Source organism: Planomonospora corallina (genome assembly GCF_042650625.1).
Lineage (GTDB): Bacteria > Actinomycetota > Actinomycetes > Streptosporangiales > Streptosporangiaceae > Planomonospora_B > Planomonospora_B corallina.
In genome coordinates this window covers 1-19,268 of the sequence record NZ_JBHSBM010000022.1, presented here as the reverse complement: position 1 = coordinate 19,268, position 19,268 = coordinate 1, and the positions used below count along the sequence as shown (strand labels likewise).

The 19,268-nt window shown below is 74.4% G+C and carries 19 protein-coding genes; 13 read left to right on the top strand and 6 right to left on the bottom strand.

Translation table 11 applies throughout. The features are described from left to right. Positions 1–9 precede the first annotated feature (9 nt). Positions 10–1,410 (top strand): hypothetical protein, encoded by a 1,401-nt coding sequence (locus ACFOWE_RS19215; RefSeq protein ID WP_377289687.1) that lies wholly within the window; start codon positions 10–12, stop codon positions 1,408–1,410. On the opposite strand, the gene ACFOWE_RS19210 is transcribed toward ACFOWE_RS19215, so the two are convergent. The 3 genes from ACFOWE_RS19210 to ACFOWE_RS19200 form a co-directional block, all read right to left on the bottom strand. Next, complete coding sequence (locus ACFOWE_RS19210; RefSeq protein ID WP_377289685.1) at positions 1,400–2,446, bottom strand: hypothetical protein; 1,047 nt, start codon at positions 2,444–2,446, stop codon at positions 1,400–1,402. The two genes, ACFOWE_RS19215 and ACFOWE_RS19210, sit on opposite strands and share 11 nt — an antisense overlap. Next, positions 2,443–3,087, bottom strand: a complete 645-nt coding sequence (locus ACFOWE_RS19205) for a hypothetical protein (RefSeq protein ID WP_377289683.1) — start codon at positions 3,085–3,087, stop codon at positions 2,443–2,445. Before ACFOWE_RS19205 ends, ACFOWE_RS19210 begins: the two co-directional genes overlap by 4 nt. A gap of 182 nt (positions 3,088–3,269) precedes the next feature. Next, the gene (locus ACFOWE_RS19200; RefSeq protein WP_377289681.1) at positions 3,270–3,911 is read right to left on the bottom strand and encodes a hypothetical protein; all 642 of its coding nucleotides are present in this window, start codon (positions 3,909–3,911) and stop codon (positions 3,270–3,272) included. Between the two features lie 196 nt (positions 3,912–4,107). Between ACFOWE_RS19200 and ACFOWE_RS19195 the strand changes: the two genes are divergently transcribed. The 4 genes from ACFOWE_RS19195 (at position 4,108) to ACFOWE_RS19180 (ending at position 11,538) form a co-directional block, all read left to right on the top strand. Further along, the gene (locus ACFOWE_RS19195) at positions 4,108–6,051 is read left to right on the top strand and encodes a hypothetical protein (RefSeq protein ID WP_377289679.1); all 1,944 of its coding nucleotides are present in this window, start codon (positions 4,108–4,110) and stop codon (positions 6,049–6,051) included. Between the two features lie 322 nt (positions 6,052–6,373). Continuing rightward, complete coding sequence (locus ACFOWE_RS19190; protein ID WP_377289677.1) at positions 6,374–9,349, top strand: ATP-binding protein; 2,976 nt, start codon at positions 6,374–6,376, stop codon at positions 9,347–9,349. Between the two features lie 142 nt (positions 9,350–9,491). Next, positions 9,492–10,826 (top strand): Mur ligase family protein, encoded by a 1,335-nt coding sequence (locus tag ACFOWE_RS19185; protein ID WP_377289675.1) that lies wholly within the window; start codon positions 9,492–9,494, stop codon positions 10,824–10,826. Then, positions 10,816–11,538: a type 1 glutamine amidotransferase gene (locus tag ACFOWE_RS19180; protein ID WP_377289673.1), complete on the top strand. Its 723-nt coding sequence runs from the start codon at positions 10,816–10,818 to the stop codon at positions 11,536–11,538. The genes ACFOWE_RS19185 and ACFOWE_RS19180 overlap by 11 nt, the downstream gene beginning before the upstream one ends. 128 nt (positions 11,539–11,666) lie before the next feature. Here the strand turns inward: ACFOWE_RS19180 and ACFOWE_RS19175 are convergent, their stop codons facing one another. Continuing rightward, on the bottom strand, positions 11,667–12,029 hold the full coding sequence (locus ACFOWE_RS19175) for a DsrE family protein (protein ID WP_377289671.1): 363 nt from the start codon (positions 12,027–12,029) through the stop codon (positions 11,667–11,669). Positions 12,030–12,096: 67 nt separating this feature from the next. On the opposite strand from ACFOWE_RS19175, the gene ACFOWE_RS19170 reads away from it, so the two are divergent. The 4 genes from ACFOWE_RS19170 to ygfZ all read left to right on the top strand — a co-directional run bounded on the left by ACFOWE_RS19170 (position 12,097) and on the right by ygfZ (position 15,145). Next, the gene (locus tag ACFOWE_RS19170; protein WP_377289669.1) at positions 12,097–12,606 is read left to right on the top strand and encodes an FABP family protein; all 510 of its coding nucleotides are present in this window, start codon (positions 12,097–12,099) and stop codon (positions 12,604–12,606) included. A 116-nt stretch (positions 12,607–12,722) separates the two neighbouring features. Next, positions 12,723–13,028, top strand: coding sequence for a DUF2470 domain-containing protein (locus ACFOWE_RS19165; protein ID WP_377289667.1), 306 nt, complete (start codon positions 12,723–12,725; stop codon positions 13,026–13,028). Positions 13,029–13,500: 472 nt separating this feature from the next. After that, a complete protein-coding gene (locus tag ACFOWE_RS19160) occupies positions 13,501–13,914 on the top strand; it encodes a Fur family transcriptional regulator (protein WP_377289665.1) in 414 nt (137 codons plus the stop codon). Between the two features lie 235 nt (positions 13,915–14,149). Beyond that, positions 14,150–15,145 (top strand): CAF17-like 4Fe-4S cluster assembly/insertion protein YgfZ, encoded by a 996-nt coding sequence (gene ygfZ, locus ACFOWE_RS19155; protein ID WP_377289663.1) that lies wholly within the window; start codon positions 14,150–14,152, stop codon positions 15,143–15,145. A 126-nt stretch (positions 15,146–15,271) separates the two neighbouring features. On the opposite strand, the gene dtd is transcribed toward ygfZ, so the two are convergent. Next, complete coding sequence (gene dtd, locus ACFOWE_RS19150; protein ID WP_377289661.1) at positions 15,272–15,697, bottom strand: D-aminoacyl-tRNA deacylase; 426 nt, start codon at positions 15,695–15,697, stop codon at positions 15,272–15,274. Between the two features lie 223 nt (positions 15,698–15,920). On the opposite strand from dtd, the gene ACFOWE_RS19145 reads away from it, so the two are divergent. The 3 genes from ACFOWE_RS19145 to ACFOWE_RS19135 are packed head-to-tail and all read left to right on the top strand — an operon-like array spanning position 15,921 to position 17,563. After that, a complete protein-coding gene (locus ACFOWE_RS19145; protein ID WP_377289659.1) occupies positions 15,921–16,862 on the top strand; it encodes an asparaginase in 942 nt (313 codons plus the stop codon). 57 nt (positions 16,863–16,919) lie between these two features. Next, positions 16,920–17,174, top strand: a complete 255-nt coding sequence (locus ACFOWE_RS19140; RefSeq protein ID WP_377289657.1) for a type II toxin-antitoxin system Phd/YefM family antitoxin — start codon at positions 16,920–16,922, stop codon at positions 17,172–17,174. Next, positions 17,171–17,563, top strand: coding sequence for a type II toxin-antitoxin system VapC family toxin (locus ACFOWE_RS19135; RefSeq protein WP_377289655.1), 393 nt, complete (start codon positions 17,171–17,173; stop codon positions 17,561–17,563). Before ACFOWE_RS19140 ends, ACFOWE_RS19135 begins: the two co-directional genes overlap by 4 nt. 22 nt (positions 17,564–17,585) lie before the next feature. Here the strand turns inward: ACFOWE_RS19135 and ACFOWE_RS19130 are convergent, their stop codons facing one another. Further along, a complete protein-coding gene (locus ACFOWE_RS19130; protein WP_377289653.1) occupies positions 17,586–18,053 on the bottom strand; it encodes a hypothetical protein in 468 nt (155 codons plus the stop codon). Between the two features lie 437 nt (positions 18,054–18,490). On the opposite strand from ACFOWE_RS19130, the gene ACFOWE_RS19125 reads away from it, so the two are divergent. After that, a complete protein-coding gene (locus ACFOWE_RS19125) occupies positions 18,491–19,189 on the top strand; it encodes an SGNH/GDSL hydrolase family protein (RefSeq protein WP_377289651.1) in 699 nt (232 codons plus the stop codon). The last annotated feature ends 79 nt before the right edge of the window (positions 19,190–19,268 follow it).

Below are 19,268 nucleotides of genomic sequence, written 5' to 3'. Positions count from 1 at the left end.
ATTCGTCGGGTGTCCGGAACGCCTGCTGTGCCCTCGCCGCCGTCGCTGTCGCCGCCGTCCGCACCGCGACCGGCGGCAGAGCCGGGGACGACCGGGCGTCCGGGACCCGGCCCGGCGGCGTACCCGGCGTGGTCGCTCCCGCTGCACGCGCTGAGGATCCTCGGCTCCTGCGCGCTCTCGCTGCTGCTCTGGTTCTCCGCGGGGCGGGCGGTGCGCGCGGCGCTGATGTGGGCGGGCGCCGAGCCGGCGTACGGCGACGACCGGGTACGGCTCGCCGTCACGGTGCTGGTCCTCACGCTGATCGTGCTGACCGAGTTCGTCGTCTGCGTGGGCATGCTGCACTCGGTGCGCGGAGCGCTGGCGGAGATCCGGGCCCGCAGGGGTGAGGGCGCGGCGGACGGGAGTCTGCTCGGCGCGCTCGACAGGGCCGCCCCGGTCTTCGCGGCGGTCTACGTGATCTGGGGCCTCCACCGCGAGGACGCGCGGGAGTTCGCCGCCCTGGACGCGGCCGGACGCGTCGGAGGGGATCTCCCGGGGGCCTTGGCCGGGACCGGAGGCTCCGCCGGGACCGGGGAGCTCACCGGAGCCGGGGACTTCGCCGGGACCTTCGCCGGGACCGGCGCCGGGGGTGAGTCCGGCACGATCCTCCTCGGGCTGGACGTGCGGATCTCCGCCGCGATCGCGGTCGGCGCCTGCCTCCTGCGGCTGCTCTTCGGCTGGTGGCACGCGCGCGGCAGGGGCAGGGCCGCCGGGATGCTCACCGCCGTCGCCGGGCTGGCCTCCGCCTTCTACGGCGTGAACGTGCTCCTCGCCACCGCCGCGTGGGGGCGGGACCGGCTGGAAGACCGGGCCGTGGTGGCGGCCGCCGGGGACCGGCTCGAGGAACTGGAGAAGGCCCTGCCGTGGTGGAAGGGGCTCCGGGAGGGCGCCGGGCAGCTGTGGCCGCTCCTGGTGGAGGCGCTGGTCGAGCCGCTCACCTGGCTGATCGTCGCCGCGCTCGTCTACGGGGCCTTCACCGGGGACGCCCGTGTGCTCCTCCGCGGGACCCGGCCGGAGACGGCGGCGGGCCGCGTGGAGCACGGGCGGGCCCTCAGCCGGGCGGCGCTCGGACTGCGGGAGCGGTGGGTCCCGCCGCTGCACGCCTTCCGGCTCGTCACCCGGGGCGGCGCCGTGCTGTTCGGGATGTTCTGCCTCTGCCACGTCGCCTTCAGGGTGGGCGCCGATTACGCCGACCGGGGCGTGCGGACCCTGATCGGCAGCGACTTCCCCCACTTCTGGGCGCTCTTCGGCAGCCCCCTGGAGTTCGCCGGGGAACTGGTCACGGGGGTGCTGACGGTCTGCCTGCTGGCGGCCGCGTTCGACCTCGCGGCCACCCGGGGCCGCGCGCGGGAGCGGGCGCTCACCGCCTGAAGACCAGCACCTCGTCCCGGGACCCGGCGGCGCCGGCGCGCCCGGACGTCTCCGCCGGGCCCTCCTCCTCCGGAGGGATGCGGGAGGCGCCGGGGACGACGTGGACCTCGACCTCGTCGGCGACCTCCTCGGGCACCACGCCGGCCACCTCGTAGCGGTAGGAGACGCCGACCCGCAGATCCGCGATCTCCAGCGGGAGGTCGGTCTCGATGACCGTCGCCTCCCAGCGGCGGCCGTCGGGGTGGACGAGCCCGACCTCCGGATCGCCGCGCCGGGTCAGCCCTTCGGCGTCCAGGGCGGTCCTGCCCAGTGTGACCTTCAGCCACCGCCGGCCGGGCCCGGCCTCTCCGAGCTCCGGGATGGTGTCCGTCTGCTCGATCTCGGCGGTCCAGGACACGCGCGTGAGCGTGCCGCTGTCGCCCGGCTCCACGGGGTGGTGGTGCGGGGCCGGGGCGCCTGACCGGTAGAAGCGGTAGTCCGTCCAGGCGGGGATGCCGACGGCCAGCGCCACCGCGACGGCCAGCGCGCCGAGCCGCGGTGCCGTACGGCGGTGCGGTGCGGGAGCGGTCCGGGCGCCCTCCCCCCCGGACGCGGTCACCGGCGACGCCGCACCGGGAGCGGACGTGACCCCGATGACTCCGATGGCCTCGGTGGCGCCGGTGGCCGCGCCCGCCGGGACGGGGAGGCATGGAGCGGCGGCGTCCGGGGCGGCGGCGCGTGGGGCGGCGGGCGGCGGGTCCGCCGGGACGGCGGGGAAGGGCTGGGTCGACGTCCCCGGAGGTTCGGGCGCGGGCCGGGGCACGGGTGGCCAGACCTGCTCGTCGGGGAAGATCCGCCGACGGCCCGGTCCCCACAGGTCGGGGGAGAGCGGCAGGATCGGGGTGGGAGCCGGATCGGCCGCGGCGGCGGATCCGGCCGTCCCGGAGGAGCCGGGGGCCTCCGGGACGGTAGGAGCCGCCGGGGCGTCGGCGGGGCCGGGGGCCTGGGGAGTGCCGGGAGCCGCCGGGGCGTCGGGGGTCTCGGGAGTGCCGGTCACCGCTCGTCCTCCGGGGGATAGACGTCCGCCGTCTCGGCGATCAGGCGCTGCGTGCCCGCGTCGTCCAGGCCCAGGTCGACCTCGGCCTCGGGCGGGTAGTTCTCCCCGATGATCCCGTTCTGCAGCGGCAGCACGATCCGGGCCCCGTTCAACGCGGTGACCGGGACCTCGAAGACCGCCACCCCGTCGGTCCACCAGCCGGGCTGGACGGTGATCCGGGGGACGGACAGGGCGGAGTCCACCTTGTCGGTGGCCGCGTAGCGCCTGCCGTCGCCGCTCAGGAGCACCGGGGTGCCGAACCGCTGCGGCTCCCGGTGGGCCGTCGCCTCCAGCTCGACGACGACGAAGATCCCGGAGGTGGTGGCCTTCTCCGCCGTCTCCGTGTCCGCGGGGAGCGTCGTGTCGGCTGTGTCCGGCGTGTCCGCCGCGTCCGTGCTCCGCACGGTGCGGGCGCCGTAGACGGCCTTCACCCGGGCGGAGAAGCGTGAGGCGACGACCTCCTCGCCCATGCCGCCGGTCCAGGTCAGCGGGGCGGTCCTCTCCTCGTCGTCCAGCGCGGCCGACTGCAGGGCCACCGCGGCGCAGGCCAGGGCGAACCCGGCGAGCAGGGCGCCCGCCCGGCGCAGCCGGCCCGCAGGCATGACGGGGGCGGCCGGTCCCGCCGGAGGCGCGGAATCCGCCGGGGGCGGGGGATCCGGGGGAGCCGGAGCGGCGGCCGGGTGCGCGGAGGGCGCCGGGGGGACGGGGGACACCGGATGGGCGGGGGACAGCGGAGGCGTCGGGGACGCCGGGGACGCCGGGGACGCCGGGGACGGGGTGCTCATCAGGTGCCCTCTCCCCGCTGCACCGGGAGGGTGACCTGCGCCGTGACCTTCGCGGGCGCGTCCTGCGTCCGGCCGTCCCGCTCCAGGACCCAGAAGTCCTCGGCGGCCGCGGACCGCTCCCGGCGCTCGAAGGCGCCCACGTCGTATCGGACCGTCTCCGGGGACGGCTGCCCCTCGGGGATCTCGTAGCGGAGCACGACGGCGGCGGCCATGTCCGGATGCAGCTGCCGGCTGGGCACGCCCCCGTCGGCGACGGTGACGTCGGGTCCGTCCCCGGAGGGGATCGGCGGGGTCATCGCGAGCAGTCCCCGGGCGAAGGAGTGACCCCCCTCACCGGGACGCCCCACCTGGGTGGTCTCGTCGCCCCGGTTGACGACCTCCAGCTCGACCTCCAGGAACCGCCTGTCCCGCAGGCCGTCCTCGTCCGGCCGGCGAACGGTCCGGGCGGCCACGAACGTGGTGAGGAACCGTCCCTGGTCGACGGTGGCGCCGGGGCCGAGCCGCCTGGGAGGATCGTCGGGCGCGGCGGAGAGGCCGCCGAGCGCGGCCGTGGCACCCAGACCGGCGGCGAGGAGCATGAGGATCAGGGGCACCGCGATCGGGCGCCGTCGCCTGGTGCCGCCGCCGGAGGGAGACGTCATGACCCTGGATCGTAGTAGCTGACCTGTGTACCGTCCGACTCACCCATCCCACATGTCACGGTGGACGTCCCACATGTCACGATGAACGAGCGGAAAATACTGCGGATTGGCGTGAACTCCGCCCCAACGCCAGGTCCAGCTCATACGCTGTCACGGAGGCGGACGAGAGCCCGACGGCGGAGGTCCCGTGGCGGACGTGCATCCTGAGCATGCGCAGCTCCAGGCGGACCGGATCTACCTGGGCTGGCAGTACGCCCTGCTGCACCCGGATCCGGGCCCGCCTCCCAGGCGACCCTCGCCCGCGCAGGACCCGGCCGACGGGATCGACCCCGAGTGGGTGCGCCGTGAGCGGTTCAACGAGGACATGCTCAACCGCCCGGTCAAGATCGTGCGCGTGTTCATGCTGGTCCTCGCCCTGCTCATCGGGGGCGTCTCCGTCACCGGCCTGCTGGACTGGTCGTTCGCCGTGGTGGGCCTGGCGGCCTCCCTCGGCGTCGCGGGGTTCTGCACCTACGCGGTCTACCAGGGGGACCGGGCGGTCCGCTACCGGATCGAGGAGCGCCGGGCCGCCGCCGAGCGGGTCCGGCAGGAGCGCGACCGCGAGCTCTACCGCGCCCAGGAGGAGCACGCCGCCCGCTACCGGGAGTGGGCCGAGAAGAAGGAGCGCTTCGACCGCCAGTTCACCTGGTACGCGGTGACCGTCCCCGACGAGATCGACCGCGTCGACGTGGCAGGGGGAACGCTGCCCGGCTGGTCGGCGCTGATCACCCTGCTCGGCGCGACCCGCCTCTACAGCGGCGGCCACCTGACCGTGCTCGACCTGTCCGAGGGCGCGGTCGCCAAGGACCTGATCGAGCTGGCCCGGCGGGGCGGCGACGATCCGCTGGTCTGGGTGCTCCCGGTGGACCTGCCCAGGCTGGACCTGGGGTCGGCCCTGGCCCCGGAGGCGTTCGCCGACGTCCTCGCCCACGTGGTGAGCGTCAGCGAGGAGCACCGCACCACCCGCGACCTGTCCTTCGACAACGCGATCCTGGAGCGGGTCCTGGAGGTCCTCGGAGACGGCGCCACGATCAACCAGGTGACCGCGGCGCTGCGGGCTCTGGCCCAGGTGGGCGACCCGCGTGAGGACCTGCGCCTGGGGCTGATCACCGCGACCCAGCTGGAGCGGATCGGCACGCTGTTCGGGCGCGGGGTCAGCGACCGGGTGGTGATCGAGCGGGCCTGGGCGCTGGAGTCGCAGTTGCGCAAGCTGGAGCCGCTCGGCTCGGAGGCGGTGCGGCTGCCGCCCGCGCGCCTGCGGGTGGTCTCCATGGACCGCCAGGCGGGTGTGTTCGGCAACCGGGTGCTGGGCACGTACGTGGCCACCGCGCTCACCCACATCCTGCGCCAGTCGCCGGGCTCGGAGCGGCCCTGGTACCACACGATCATCGTCGCCGGGGCGGACAAGCTCCGCGGTGACGTGCTCGACCGGCTGATGGACGCCTGCGAGACCTCCCGGACGGGCCTGGTGCTGACCTACCGCTCGCTCACCCCGACCGTGCGGGAGAGGCTGGGCCGCGGGCACGCGGCGGTGGCGTTCATGCGGCTGGGCAACGCCGAGGACGCCCGGGTGGCCAGCGAGCACGTCGGCACCGAGCACCGGCTGGAGCTGGCCCAGCTCACCGAGACCATCAGCGCCGCCGGGGCGGGGCTCGACGGCGGCTACATCTCCACGGTGGGCCAGGTCGAGGAGGACGAGGACGCGCACGACGCCGGCCGTACGGACCTGAAGGAGGACATCACGGAGTCCACCGAGTGGGGCCGGCGGGCGACCAAGGCGCTGGGGGAGACCGAGCGGGTGCTCCACCGCTCGCGGGAGTTCCTCGTCGAGCCGCACGAGCTCCAGCAGCTCCCCACCACGTCGGTGATCGTCACCGACGCCACCGCCCAGGGCCGGCGGGTACGGCTGGCCGACGCCAACCCCGCGATCCTGACCTTCCCCAAGACGACGCTGGGCGAGTTCGAGGAGGTCCGGGAGCAGCTGCCGGCGCCCCCGCCGGAGCGGGAGGAGCGGCCGCGGGGAGAGGCGAACCCCTTCGAGGAGGCCCCGCCCAACCTCGGTCCGCCGCCGCCCCGGCTCGACTGGCGCAGGCGACAGTGACCCCGGCGCTGATCCCGGCGGTGACCCCCGTGACCCCGGCGGTGACCCGGACGGTGACCCCGGCGGCTTCTGCGGCGGCCGCGGCGGCGGTCCCGCCCAGGGCCGCGGCGCCGGAGTCACCGGAGTCACCGGAGACGCCGCCGAAACGCGCCCGGGGTTCAACGAAACGTGCGGGCGGGGTAATGGACTGGTCAATGCCCTCGTGCCGACCGGAGTGAGGTTCGACCGTAGTCCTGTCGCGAGGCTCGCCCAGTACGGCGGAGCGATCGGTGAAGCGTCAATCCCCCCGGCCGCGGTGCCGGGATCCCCGGGTGGAGACCACATGCAGCAGCAGAGCGTATCCCGTCTTCCGCACACCCTGGCCGGTCCCTGGTACCGGATCCAGGCGATCACGGCTCCCTCGCGCAGCTCCTCGGCCGAGTGGGACTTCGTGACCGTCCTGCCCGCGGTGCTCTCCGCGGCGCAGCGCGGCCGGCCCTTCGTGATCGGCTGGCTCTCCCGAGGCGCCGGCGCCCCCCTGGAGCTGCTCACCAACGCCGGGCCGCTGAGCGCGCCGCGCGCGCCCCGCCGGGCGGTCACCGCCGCGAGCGGGCAGAGCCCGGCCGCGGCCGAGCCGCTGCTCTTCCCCGGCGGCGCCCGGGGCGTGCGGATCGGCGACGAGTGGCTGCGCGACCTGACCGACCTGGTCTGGACGAGCTGCCCGGGACGGCAGGCGCCCCCGCTGGGCGGGCGCCGCGAGCCGGACGCCGACGAGGTCGCCCGGCCCACCCTCTTCGAGTCCACGCTGGTCACGCTCATGTCCCGGCCGTTCGCGTGGCTGGTGGTGGCCGAGCCGACCGACCTGCTCGACGCCGAGGTGGCGCACCTGCGCACCCAGCTGAACGTGCTCCGGCAGTACGGCGACGCCTCCGAGCGCTCCCGCTACGACGCCGAGCGGGCCGAGCGGCGCATGCAGGAGCTCGACGCCTTCCGCGAGGCCGGGCTCTGGAACGTGCGGGTGATGGCCGGGGCCGCGAGCCCCGAGGAGCTGCGGCAGATCGCCCCGGTGCTGGTCGGCTCCGTCGAGATGAGCCACCACCCCTACCGGCTGCGCAGCGCGCTGTCCGCTCCGGCCTGCGGTTTCGCGGACGCGCTCGCCATGACCGCGCAGGACCCGTCCGACGGCGCCGCCACCCCGTTCGCCGCCACCGCCGGGGCGCTCGCCGCGCTGGCCGGCCTCCCTCGCGGCGAGGTGCCCGGCGTCCGGGTGGTCGAGGCGGGCTTCTTCGACGTGACCAGCGAGGCCGACCCGGCCGAGGGCGAGCCCGCGCTCGACCTCGGGGCGATCGTCGACGGCCAGGACCGCGCGGTGGGCACCTTCCGGGTCCCGCTCGCCACCCTGAACCGGCACGCGTTCGTCACCGGCGCCACCGGCTCCGGCAAGTCCCAGACGGTCCGCCACCTGCTGGAGCAGCTGACCGGGGCGGGCATCCCGTGGCTGGCGATCGAGCCGGCCAAGTCCGAGTACGCCGCGATGGGCGGCCGGATCGAGCACCTCGCCCCGGTGACCGTGATCAACCCCTCGGACCCGGACACCGTGCCGTTCAGCGTCAACCCGCTCGCGCCGGAGCCCGGATATCCCGTCCAGGCCCACATCGACATGGTCCGGGCGCTGTTCATGGCGGCCTTCGACGCGGAGGAGCCGTTCCCGCAGATCATGTCGCTGGCGCTGCAGCGGGTCTACGAGGCCAACGGCTGGGACGTGGTCACCGGGGGCGCGGCCCCGGGGGCGGCGGTGCGGCCCGCCGTGCCGACGCTGGAGCAGTTGCAGCGGCACGCCATGGACGTGATCAGGGAGATCGGGTACGGCCGGGAGGTCCAGGCCGACGTCGAGGGCTTCATCTCGCTGCGGCTCCGCTCGCTGCGGGTCGGCTCCGCCGGGCGGTTCTTCGAGGGCGGCCATCCCGCCGACATCGGCGACCTGCTCCGCCGCAACGTCGTGCTCGCCATCGAGGACGTGGCCAACGACGAGGACAAGGCGTTCCTGATGGGCACGCTGATCATCCGGATCGTGGAGCACCTGCGGATGCGGGCCAGGTCGGCCAGGACCTCCGGCCTCCAGCACGTGATCGTGATCGAGGAGGCGCACCGGCTCCTGCGCGACCGGGGAGCGGGCCGGGCCAGCACGCACGCGGTCGAGCTGCTGGCCGGCATGCTCGCCGAGATCCGCGCCTACGGCGAGGGCATCGTGGTCGCCGAGCAGATCCCCACCAAGCTCGTCCCCGACGTGGTGAAGAACACCGCGCTGAAGGTCGTGCACCGGCTCCCCGCCGAGGACGACCGGCGGCTGGTCGGCGCCGCGATGAACCTCAGCGAGGAGCAGTCCCGGCAGGTCGTCTCGCTCCAGCCCGGCACGGCGGCGGTCTTCGCCGACGGCATGGACCGGCCCCTCCGGATCCGGGTCCCGCTGGGCGAGGACCGCGAGCACCCCGCTCCAGGACAGACCCCGCCGATCTGCGGGCGCCGCTCGGCCGCCTGCGGGCACGAGTGCCGGACCGGCAGGGCCTGCACTCTCGTCGAGATCCGCGAGGCCGACCTGCTCGCCGAGGCGCCCGAGCTGGCGTGGCTGCGCATCTGGGCCGACACGCTGGTGCTGGCGTTCTGCGTCAACCGGCCCCTGCCGGGCGTGCCGAGGGCGCTGGCCGAGCTCTGGGCGGAGCTGCCGGCGCGCCGGCGCGAGTGCCTGCTGGCCACCGCCGTGGAGCGGGCCGTCGGCCGCCGGGCGTGGGCGCTGCGCACGATCGCCGACCCGAGCCTGCTCACCGAGCAGGCCGCGCAGGCCGCCACCCGGTTGCTGGGGCCCGAGCGCAAGCCCGGCGAGCGGCCGGGGAAGGCGTGGGTGATCCCGCAGGTCCGCTGGCTGCACGAGGTGGAGCGGCTCTTCCCGTACGGCCAGGCCGCGCCGAACCCGCGCGGCGCGGCGCCGGTGATGGAGTACCCGCTCTTCGACCGCCCGGCCGAGGGCGAGGAACTGCTCGGCCACCGGGCCCGGGCGCTGCGGCACCACCCGCTCTCCATGGAGGTGGACCGGAACCGGGTGCTCGCCTGGCGGGTCCTGCTCGGCGACGACGAGCACGAGGGGATCGAGCGGGACGTCCTCACCGTCACGATCGGGATCGACCCGGCCGAGCGGCTGCGTCACGTCGCGCAGACGATGGGCGCGGGCTGGCTGGAGAGCGTGCTGTCCTGGCCGGACCGGTTCGTGCTGCCGTTCGGCGCCGAGTCCGCCGAGGCCCCGGAGCTCGCCTTCACCGAGTGAGCCCGACGCGCCCCGCCCGGTCTCCCCGGGAGCCGGGGCCGGGCCCCGGCTTCCCGCGCACTTCCGGATGGGTACGTATGTGAAGGTCGTGTGGCGTTCGCCGCAGGCGGTCGCTCTGTCCGCCGCCGGTTAGGATCGGCGCATGACTCAGCTTCCGTTGCGGGCGCAGCTCGCGAGTGCTCTCGGCCGGACGGCCGCGACGCTGTCCCGGGCGACCGGACGCGGCGACGGATCGGTGATCGGCGGCCGGATCGGCCTGGCCCTCGACCCCGACCTGCTGCGCAAACTCGCCCGCGACCGCCGGCTCGCCCTGGTCAGCGCGACGAACGGGAAGACCACCACGACCCGGCTGATCACCGCCGCCCTGCAGGAGCTCGGCGGGGTCGCCACCAACGCGTTCGGCGCCAACATGCCCGCCGGGCACGTCTCCGCGCTCTCCTCGGCGAAGGACGCGCCGTACGGCGTGCTGGAGGTCGACGAGAAGTACCTCCCCGAGGTGATCGAGACCACCGGAGCGGGCGTGGTCGTGCTGATGAACCTCAGCCGTGACCAGATGGACCGGGCGGGTGAGATCTGGTTGCTGGCGCAGAAGTGGCGCCGCGCCCTGGTCGCCCGGAGCACCCATGTGATCGCCAACGCGGACGACCCGCTGGTGGCCTGGGGCGCGTCCACGGCCTCCCGGGTGACCTGGGTCTCGGTCGGGCAGCCGTGGAAGGAGGACTCCTGGTGCTGCCCCGAGTGCGGCGGGCCGCTGGACCGGGGCGGGATGGAGTACACGCCGCCCGGCGGGCACGCGTCCGGCGTCGCCGTACGGCAGGCGGACGGCGGCGCGCCCGCGGGCTCCCCCGCTCCCGGCGGGGGCCTGGCGGTCAACGACTGGGCCTGCCGGGAGTGCTCCTTCCGCCGCCCCGCCCCGTCCTGGGTCCTCGACGGCGACACGGTGATCGACCCCCGCGGCCAGCGCTGGCCGCTGGACCTCCGGCTTCCCGGCCGCGCCAACCGGGCCAACGCGGCGATCGCGCTGGCCACCGCGGAAGCGTTCGGACTGCCGGTCGACCGGGCGCTGCCCCGGCTGGGGGAGGTCACGTCGGTGGCCGGACGCTACACCACGGTGGAGCGCGACGGCCGCAACGCCCGGCTGCTGCTGGCCAAGAACCCCGCGGGCTGGCTGGAGGCGTTCGACGTGCTCGAGCCCGCGCTCCCGGTGATCCTCTCGGTGAACGCCCAGGGCCCCGACGGTCGCGACACCTCCTGGCTCTGGGACGTCGACTACCGGTTGCTGCGCGGCCGGCCGGTCTACGTGACCGGGGAGCGCCGGCTCGACCTCGCGCTCCGGCTCGAGGTGGCGGAGGTGCCGTTCCAGCTGATGGAGTCCTTCGCGCACGCGCTCGCCGCCCAGCCGCCGGGCAAGGTCGACGTGATCGCCAACTACACCGCCTTCCAGCAGATCCGATCGGAGTTCGGCCGTGCCGTCTGAGAGCGCCCTGCGTATCGTCTGGATCTATCCGGACCTGCTCAGCACCTACGGCGACCAGGGCAACGTCCTCGTCCTGGAGCAGCGGGCCCGGCGCCGCGGGGCCTCGGTGGAGACCGTGCACGTGCGCTCGTCCGACCCGGTGCCGGACAGCGGCGACATCTACCTGATCGGCGGGGGAGAGGACCGGCCGCAGATCCTCGCGGCCGAGCGGCTCCGCAGGGACGGCGGGCTGCACCGTGCCGTCGCGCGGGGCGCCGCGCTGTTCGCGGTCTGCGCGGGCTACCAGATCATGGGCACCACGTTCGGCGGAGAGGAGGGGCAGCCGGTGGAGGGCGTCGGGCTGCTCGACATCGCCAGCGGCCGCGGCACCCACCGCGCGGTCGGCGAGCTCGTCGCCGAGGTCGACCCGGCGCTCGGCGCCGTCCCGACCCTGACCGGCTTCGAGAACCACATGGGCGTCACCCGGCTCGGTCAGGGCGTGCGCCCGCTCTCCCGCACGGTGGTCGGCACCGGGAACGGCGACGGCACCGAGGGCTGCTACGCCGGGAAGATCGTCGGCACTTACCTGCACGGCCCCGCGCTGGCACGCAACCCCGCCCTGGCCGACCTGCTGCTCTTCTGGGCGACGGGCACGCCGCCGACGCCGATCGACGACACCTGGTACGAGCGGCTCCGCCAGGAGCGGCTGGCCGCGGTCCTGCCCTCGGCCTGACCACCGCCCGGAGGCCACCCGCCGTGCGGCACCGTACGGCGGCGGCTCCGGCGCGTGTACGGCGCCGCCGGGCGGACGTCCGGAGGAGGAGACGGTGCCGTACGGCGCGGCGGTGCCCCCCGCGGACGTCAGTAGACGAGTGCCTGGACGCCGTCGCCGAGGGCCTCCTCGACGAAGGTGGGGGCTCCGGCGATGCGCACGCCCTCGATCACGTCGTCCACGGTGATGTCCCGCCGGGCCGCGCACTGCGTGCACAGCGTGACCCGGCCGCCGGCGAGCACCGCGTCGAGCAGGTCGGTCAGCCGGGCCGCGTGCGGCAGGCTGAACTCCTTCGCCCGGCCGGGCAGGGCGAACCACGACGCCTCGCCCGTCAGCCAGAGGGAGACGGGGACCCCGCTCGCCAGCGCCGCCGCCGCCACGGTGAACGCCTGATTGCAGCGCTCGGGGGCGTCCGCGCCCGCGGTCACCTTGATCACCAGTGATCGTGCCATGGTTGCAGACTATTGGGGCCCGGGCCGTCGGCGCGAGCCGGGTCACGGCAGCCCTACCCTTTGGTCTATGGACGTTCCGCAGGTGCATCCCGATCTCGAGCCGATCGCTTTCCTCCTGGGCCGGTGGGAGGGCGCGGGAGTGGGGGGCTATCCGACGATCGAGAGCTTCAACTTCGGCCAGGAGATCGTCTTCGGGCACAACGGCAAGCCGTTCCTGACCTACACCAGCCGGACCTGGCTGCTGGACGAGGCGGGCGACCGGGTCCGCCCGCTGGGCACCGAGACAGGCTTCTGGCGGCAGCTGCCCGAGCGGCGGCTGGAGGTCTGCCTGTCGCACCCGACCGGCATCGTGGAGGTCTACGTCGGAGAGGTGGTCTTCCACAAGATCGAGCTGCACACGGACGTGGTGGCCCGGACCGCCTCCGCGAAGGAGTACAACGGCGGTCACCGCCTCTACGGCCTGGTCAACGGAAACCTGATGTGGGCCTACGACATGGCGGCCATGGGCCACGAGCTCCAGTCGCACATCTCGGCCGAGCTCAAGCGGGTCGGCGACTTCGAGCCCGACGCTCTCTGAGGCCGGCTCCGCCCGGCCGGTGGCCGCCCCCGCGGGCGGCTCCGCGCCGGAGGCCCCGCGATCCGGAGCCGCGTCCCTGCGGAGCCGCCGGACCGGCGCCGAATACGATGCGGGGCATGAGCACCCCCTTCACCCCTGACGTGGTCGAGGCGATCAAGCGCCACATGAACGACGACCACGCCGACGACGCGCTGCTGATCGTTCGAGGGCTCGGCGGGCGGCCCGAGGCGACGGCCGCGCGGACCGCCGGCGTCGACGCCGAGGCGATCACGTTCACGGCGGTCTCCGGCGGGCAGGAGGTCGCGGTCCGCGTCCCGTGGGGCACGACCCTGACCGAGCGCGCCCAGGTCCGCCGGGAGGTCGTCCGCCTCTACCGGGAGGCCTGCGCGGCGCTCGGCGTGCCCGCCCGCGGCGAGCACTGAGACGGGAGCGGCGAGGCCCGCCGGGGAGAGCGGCGGGCGGCCGGGGAAGGAAGAACCGGGGAAGGAAAAACCGGGGAGAGAAGAGCCGGGGAAAGAAAAAGAACCCCGGGCTCGCTCCTCCGCCTCATGCGGAGGGCCGGATGGACCAAAGGCGGAGCAGTGCGTGCCCGCCCTCCGGCAGCCCGGGGTTCCGGTGATTGTCGTGGATTCGCCGAACGTCGCGAGACGTCCGGACAGAGTCCGGAGTCGCGGCGTCCTAGCGGACAGCCACCTCGCTAGCCCAAGAATGATCAACCATTGTCTGGACCACCTCCTTTCTGCGTGCCTGTACGTTATGCGACCGTTTCCGGGGCGGGCAAGTAAATATTCGCCAAGCAGGTATGCGCTGGTGGCGGCACCCGCCGCGGTCCCGGGACCGCGGCGGGCGGGCGACCGCGGGGGCGCGGCCGTGCGCACGGCGTAGACTCACGCCATGACCGAGACGTCGTGGCACGAGGAGCTCCGGGCACGCGGTTATCGGGTCACCCCCCAGCGCCAGCTGGTGCTCGAGGCGGTCGAGGCCCTGGAGCACGCCACTCCGGAGGAGATCTGCACCCGGGTGCGCGAGACCGCCCGCGGAGTGAACATCTCGACCGTCTACCGGACCCTCGAACTGCTCGAGGAGCTCGGCATGGTCACCCACACCCACCTCGGCCACGGCGCGCCCACCTACCACCTGGCCTCCGACGCCGACCACGTGCACGTGGTCTGCCGGGGGTGCGGAGAGATCAGCGAGGTCCGTCCCGACCTGGTGCAGCCGCTGGTGGACGGGCTGGAGGCGGAGCTGGGCTTCGCCACCGACGTCCACCACCTGACGGTCTTCGGCCGCTGCCGCAAGTGCCGCTGAGCGGAGTCCCCCGGTAGGGGACGCCCGGCCCGGGAACCCCGTGACTCCGGACCCCTCGTGACTCCGGACCCCTCGTGACTCCGGACCCCTCGTGACTCCGGACCCCTCGTGACTCCGGACCCCTCGTGACTCCGGCCCTCCGGTCGCGGGGCTCCGGCCCCGGCCCCGGCTCTCCGGCCCCGGGAGTCCACCGGGGCCGCCGTGGACACCGCGCGGGGCTCGTAGGCTTGGGGGCATGCGAAGCCCTCTCCTGGACATCCCCGGCGCGGTCGCCGCCGACGCCCCCGACGACGGTGTCGCCGGCCACTACGGCGACCCGTTCGCCGAGCAGCGCGCCTTCCTCGCCGGTGAGGCGGTGGTCGACCGGAGCAACCGCGAGGTCGTCAGGATCTCCGGTCCCGACCGCCTGAGCTGGCTCAACAGCCTCAGCTCGCAGAAGCTCGACGACCTGGAGCCGGGCCGGGCGACCGAGACACTGCTGCTGGACCCCCAGGGCCGCGTCGAGCACCACCTGTTCCTCGTCGACGACGGCGAGGCGGTCTGGGCGCACGTGGAGCCGGGCACCTCGGCCGGGCTGATCGCCTACCTGGAGAAGATGCGGTTCATGCTCCGGGTGGAGGTCGCCGACGTGACGGACGCCTACGCGGTGGTCTCCGTGGCCGACGCCGCGCTCGGCGAAGGGCGGCTCGCCCCGCCCCCCGGCACGGTCGCCGTCGGCGCCGACCTGCTGATCCCCCGGGAGCTCCTGTCCGAGCACCTGGGCCTGCGCCCGGCCGGGCTCTGGGCCTACGAGGCGCTGCGGATCGAGGCCCACCGGCCGCGGCTGGGCTTCGAGACCGACCACAAGACGATCCCGCACGAGGTCGGCTGGATCGGCGCGGCCGTGCACCTGACCAAGGGCTGCTACAAGGGGCAGGAGACCGTGGCCCGGGTGCACAACCTCGGCCACCCGCCGCGCCGGCTGGTCTTCCTGCACCTCGACGGGAGCGCCGACCGGCTGCCCCGGCGCGGCGCCCCGGTGACCGAGGGCGGGACCGAGGTCGGGTTCGTCGGCGGTTCCGCCCGCCACCACGAGCTCGGCCCGATCGCGCTGGCCGTGGTCAAGCGGACCGTGCCGGTGGACGCGCCGCTGGAGGCCGACGGGGTCGCGGCGGCTCAGGAGGTCGTGGTGCCGCCGGACGCCGGGCGCAACGTGCAGATCGACCCGGCCCTGCGCCGCCGCATCCGCTGACCGCCCGGGAGCGGCCGGTTCCCGTCACCCGGTGGGAACCGGCCCTGGGCCCCGAGCCTCCCGGCCGGCATCTGTCCGCACGACGCCGGCGCTCCCCGGCCTCCGCACCGGCCTCCCGCAGGGCTCTCAGACTTCCAGGACCAGCGTGATGGGGCCGTCGTTGGTGAGCGCGACCTTCATGTCGGCGCCGAAGACGCCGGTCTCCACGTGCGCGCCCAGCGTGCGCAGCTCCGCGCAGACGGCCTCGACCAGCGGCTCGGCGACCGGCCCGGGGGCCGCGGCCTGCCAGGTGGGGCGGCGGCCCTTGCGGGCGTCGCCGTACAGGGTGAACTGACTGATCACCAGCAGCGGCGCGCCGACGTCGGAGCAGGACTTCTCGCCGTGCAGGATCCGCAGGCCCCAGAGCTTGGCGGCGAGCTTCACCGCCTCGGCCGGGGTGTCGGTGTGCGTCACTCCGACCAGCACGAGCAGGCCCGGCTCGTCTATCGCCCCCACCACCGCGCCGTCCACCGTCACCGACGCGGAACTCACCCGCTGCACCACCGCACGCATGCCCCCATCATCCCGTGCCCCGGAGGCACCTGCGTCCCCCGGTCCTCCGCGCCGTCCGGACCCTCCCGCGCGGTCCGGGCCCTCCCGTGCCGCCCCCGTCCCCGCGAGGTCCGGGCCGTCCCCGAGCGGCCCTGGGATCCGCGGGTCCCCGATGGCCCCCGGTGCCGGATGCTCCGGCGGGCTCCCTAGACTCTCCGCGGACTCTGCGCGAAAGGAGACAAAGGTGTCTACAGGGTCGTTGGTGGTCGAGGTCGTCCGGTCGGGGTTCGTGGAGTCCGTGCACCGGGCCCGGATGCTGGCCGTCGGGGCGGACGGCTCTGTGGTGCGGGCACACGGCGCGGTGGACGCCCTGGTCTCGCCGCGCTCGTCGATGAAGCCCTTCCAGGCGCTCGGCATGGTGCACAGCGGCCTCGCCCTGGAGGGGGAGCTGCTCGCGCTGGCGTGCGCGAGCCACGACGGGGAGCCGTTCCACGTGGAGGGCGCCCGGAGGATCCTCGCGCAGGCCGGGCTGGACGAGAGCGCGCTGCGCTGCCCGGAGGACCTGCCCGGCCACGAGGCCTCGCGCGAGGAGGTGCTCCGCTCGGGCGGCGGCAGGGCCCGCGTCTACATGAACTGCTCCGGCAAGCACGCGGCGATGCTGGCCACCTGCGCCGCCAACGACTGGCCGCTTGCGACCTACCTCGACCCGAAGCACCCGCTGCAGCGGGCGATCCGTGCCACCGTGGAGGAGCTGACCTGCGAGAAGGTCGCCGCCACCGGGGTGGACGGTTGCGGCGCCCCGCTCTTCTTCGTCTCGATGACCGGGGTGACCCGGGCCCTGCGCGCCCTGGTGCTGGCCGAGCCGGGCAGCCCTGAGCGACGCGTCGCCGACGCCTTCCGCGCCCACCCCGAGTGGACCTCCGGTACGGCCCGCGCCGAGGCGAAGCTGATGCGCGCGATCCCCGGGCTGCTGGTCAAGGCGGGGGCCGAGGCGTTCGACGCGTTCGCGTTCGAGGACGGCCGGGCCGGCACGGTCAAGATCGAGGACGGCGGTCAGCGCGCCCGGGTCCCGGTCACCGTCGCCGCCCTGCGCGCCCTCGGCCTCGACGCCCTCGGCCTCGACGCCCTCGCCACCGCCCCCCTGCACGGCGGCGGCGACCCGGTCGGCGAGATCCGCCTCGCGTGACCGGCCGAATCCACAGAGTGCTTGCTACGGCTGTAGCAAGCACTCTACGATTGATTCATGGCTGCCATCCCCGCACGTGAACTGAGAAACAACACGGCTGATGTGCTGCGTCGGGTCGAATCCGGCGAGGAGATCGAAGTGCTGCGGGACAACCGCCCGGTCGCGAAGATCATCCCTTTTCCTCGCCGGAGCCGCTGGCTGCCGGCCACGGAGATCGGGGGAGAGCTCGCCCGCCTCGGGCCGGATACGACAGGCTGGGCGGAAGAACTGAGGGACACCCTGACCGAGACCACTGACGATCTGCCGTGGTGAGCCCTCGCCGGGCGCTGGCCGACACCTCGGTCTTCATCGGGTTGGAGGCCGGCCGGTTCGATCGTGAGCGTTTCGCCGGCTACGAATGGGGCGTGTCGGCGGTCACGCTGGGGGAACTGCGTCTGGGGGTGCTGCAGGCGCGAGATCCCGAATCGGCTGCGAGGCGTCTGTCGACCTACCAGCTGGCCCAGCGTTTCGAACCGCTACCCGTGGACGAGCCCGTCTCGGAGGCGTGGGCGCTCCTGGTCTCGCGGTTGCGCGCCGCGGGTCGCAAAGTGCCGATCAACGACAGCTGGATAGCCGCGACGGCCCTGGCCCACGGCGTTCCCGTGGTGACCCAGGACGCCGATTACGACGGGATACCGGGCATCGACGTCATCAGGTTGTGAGGCGGGGACGCCCGGGCGCTGGTCAGGCGTTCCCCGAGGCGGGGCAGATCAGGTGGCCCCCGTCCGCGCGCAGGCAGCCCGCGGCGGGACCGGTGCCGCCGACCTGCTCCAGGACGGGAAGGCCGGTGGCGGGCCCGGCGGTGAGCGCCGGGGCGGTGAGCAGGGTGAAGAACGCGACCGCGCTCCAGATCAGCAGGGCGCCCACGGACAACTCCAGCAGGAGGCCGGCCCAGCCGCCCGCCCTGCCCCGGTGGGCGGACGTCGTGCGGTGGGCTCGGCCGAGGGCGGCGAAGCCCAGCGCCACGGAGGTGAGCGTCAGCCCGGCCGAGGCGCCGGAGGCGGACGGGAGGAGACCGGTGAGGAGCGCCACCCCGCCCGCGGTGAGCGACGCGAGGCCGAGGCCGCTGCCCGGCTGTGAGGGCCGGGAGGCGTAGCCGCGCTGGGCCGGGTAGGAGCGGTGATCCGACGGCAGGCCGTACACGTAGGTCATCGATCTCGCCTCCGGGGCGGAGTGGACGGGGGTACGGAGTGTTGACGGCCTGATACCCATCCGGGTTGTCGTTTCATGGCGAGCACATTGGCGTTTCGAGAGCCATCGACGTCATTCTGTCCATAAATAAATGGACATTTGTGGATTTTCCGAAAGGTAAATTCTTTTGTTTCCCGATCGCCTCGGGCCGCTCGCCCGGGTGTGGGTAAAATGCCGACTGCTCTACGGTCCCATGGGGTGATCTGGGGCGTCGTCTGACCGTAGGTCCGGGTCTCGACCGGAATCCACGGCACGGCGCGCATCCCGGGGTCCGTTTCTCATATCGGCGATCCGCAGTTCTCCGAGGTGGCATGCACGGGCTCGCGTGGAGACGACATCGGATATTCCTCTCCATTACCGCTGTGTTGGTTTGCGGTTTTTTGTCCGGCTGTGGTCAGGTGGCGAGAGGAGCCGCTCCGGAGCCGGAGAGCGCGGCCTCCCGGCCGATGGCCGCCCAGGCGGCGCGGGCCCCGGTCGTCATGGTGATCGGGGACAGTTTCACCGTCGGGTCCGGTCCGGTCGCCCGATGGGAGAGCTACGCCTCCGTGGCCGCGCGTGAGCTGGGCTGGCAGCCGATCATCGCGGGGATGGGCGGGACCGGTTACGTCAACCCGGGACGGGTGGGCCGGACCTTCGAGGACGCCTTCGTCCAGGAGCTCGCCTGGCGCCCGGCGCCCGACCTGCTGGTCGTCTCCGGGGGGCACAACGACCGCCGCACCCGGCCGGGGGAGGTCCGCCGGGCCGCCGCGCGGCTGCTCCGGCTGGTCGGCGGGCACTGGCCGCGGACCCGGGTCGTGGTGGTCGGGCCGCTGTGGATGACGGACGCCCCGGACTGGGCCCACCAGGTCAGGGACGCCGTCGCGCTGGCCGCCGGGGAGGCCGGGGTGACCTTCCTCGACCCGCTCGGCCTGAGCTGGGGCCGGGACGCGGTGCTCCCCGACGGGGTCCACCCCACGTCCGAGGGGCACGCCCGGATCGCACGCTGGCTGGTCGGTGCCCTGCGGGAGAACGGCCTGCCCGGTGACGTCCTGGGCGGCCCGCAGGGAGGCGGCGCGGGCGGGCGGCCGATGGCGCCGGCCGCCCGCCCGCGGGGATGACGGGAGCGGTCAGGGACGGTTACGAGAGGGTGGGGGCGGGCGGGGTGCCGGTGCCGTTCCAGGTGGCGATGAAGCCGAG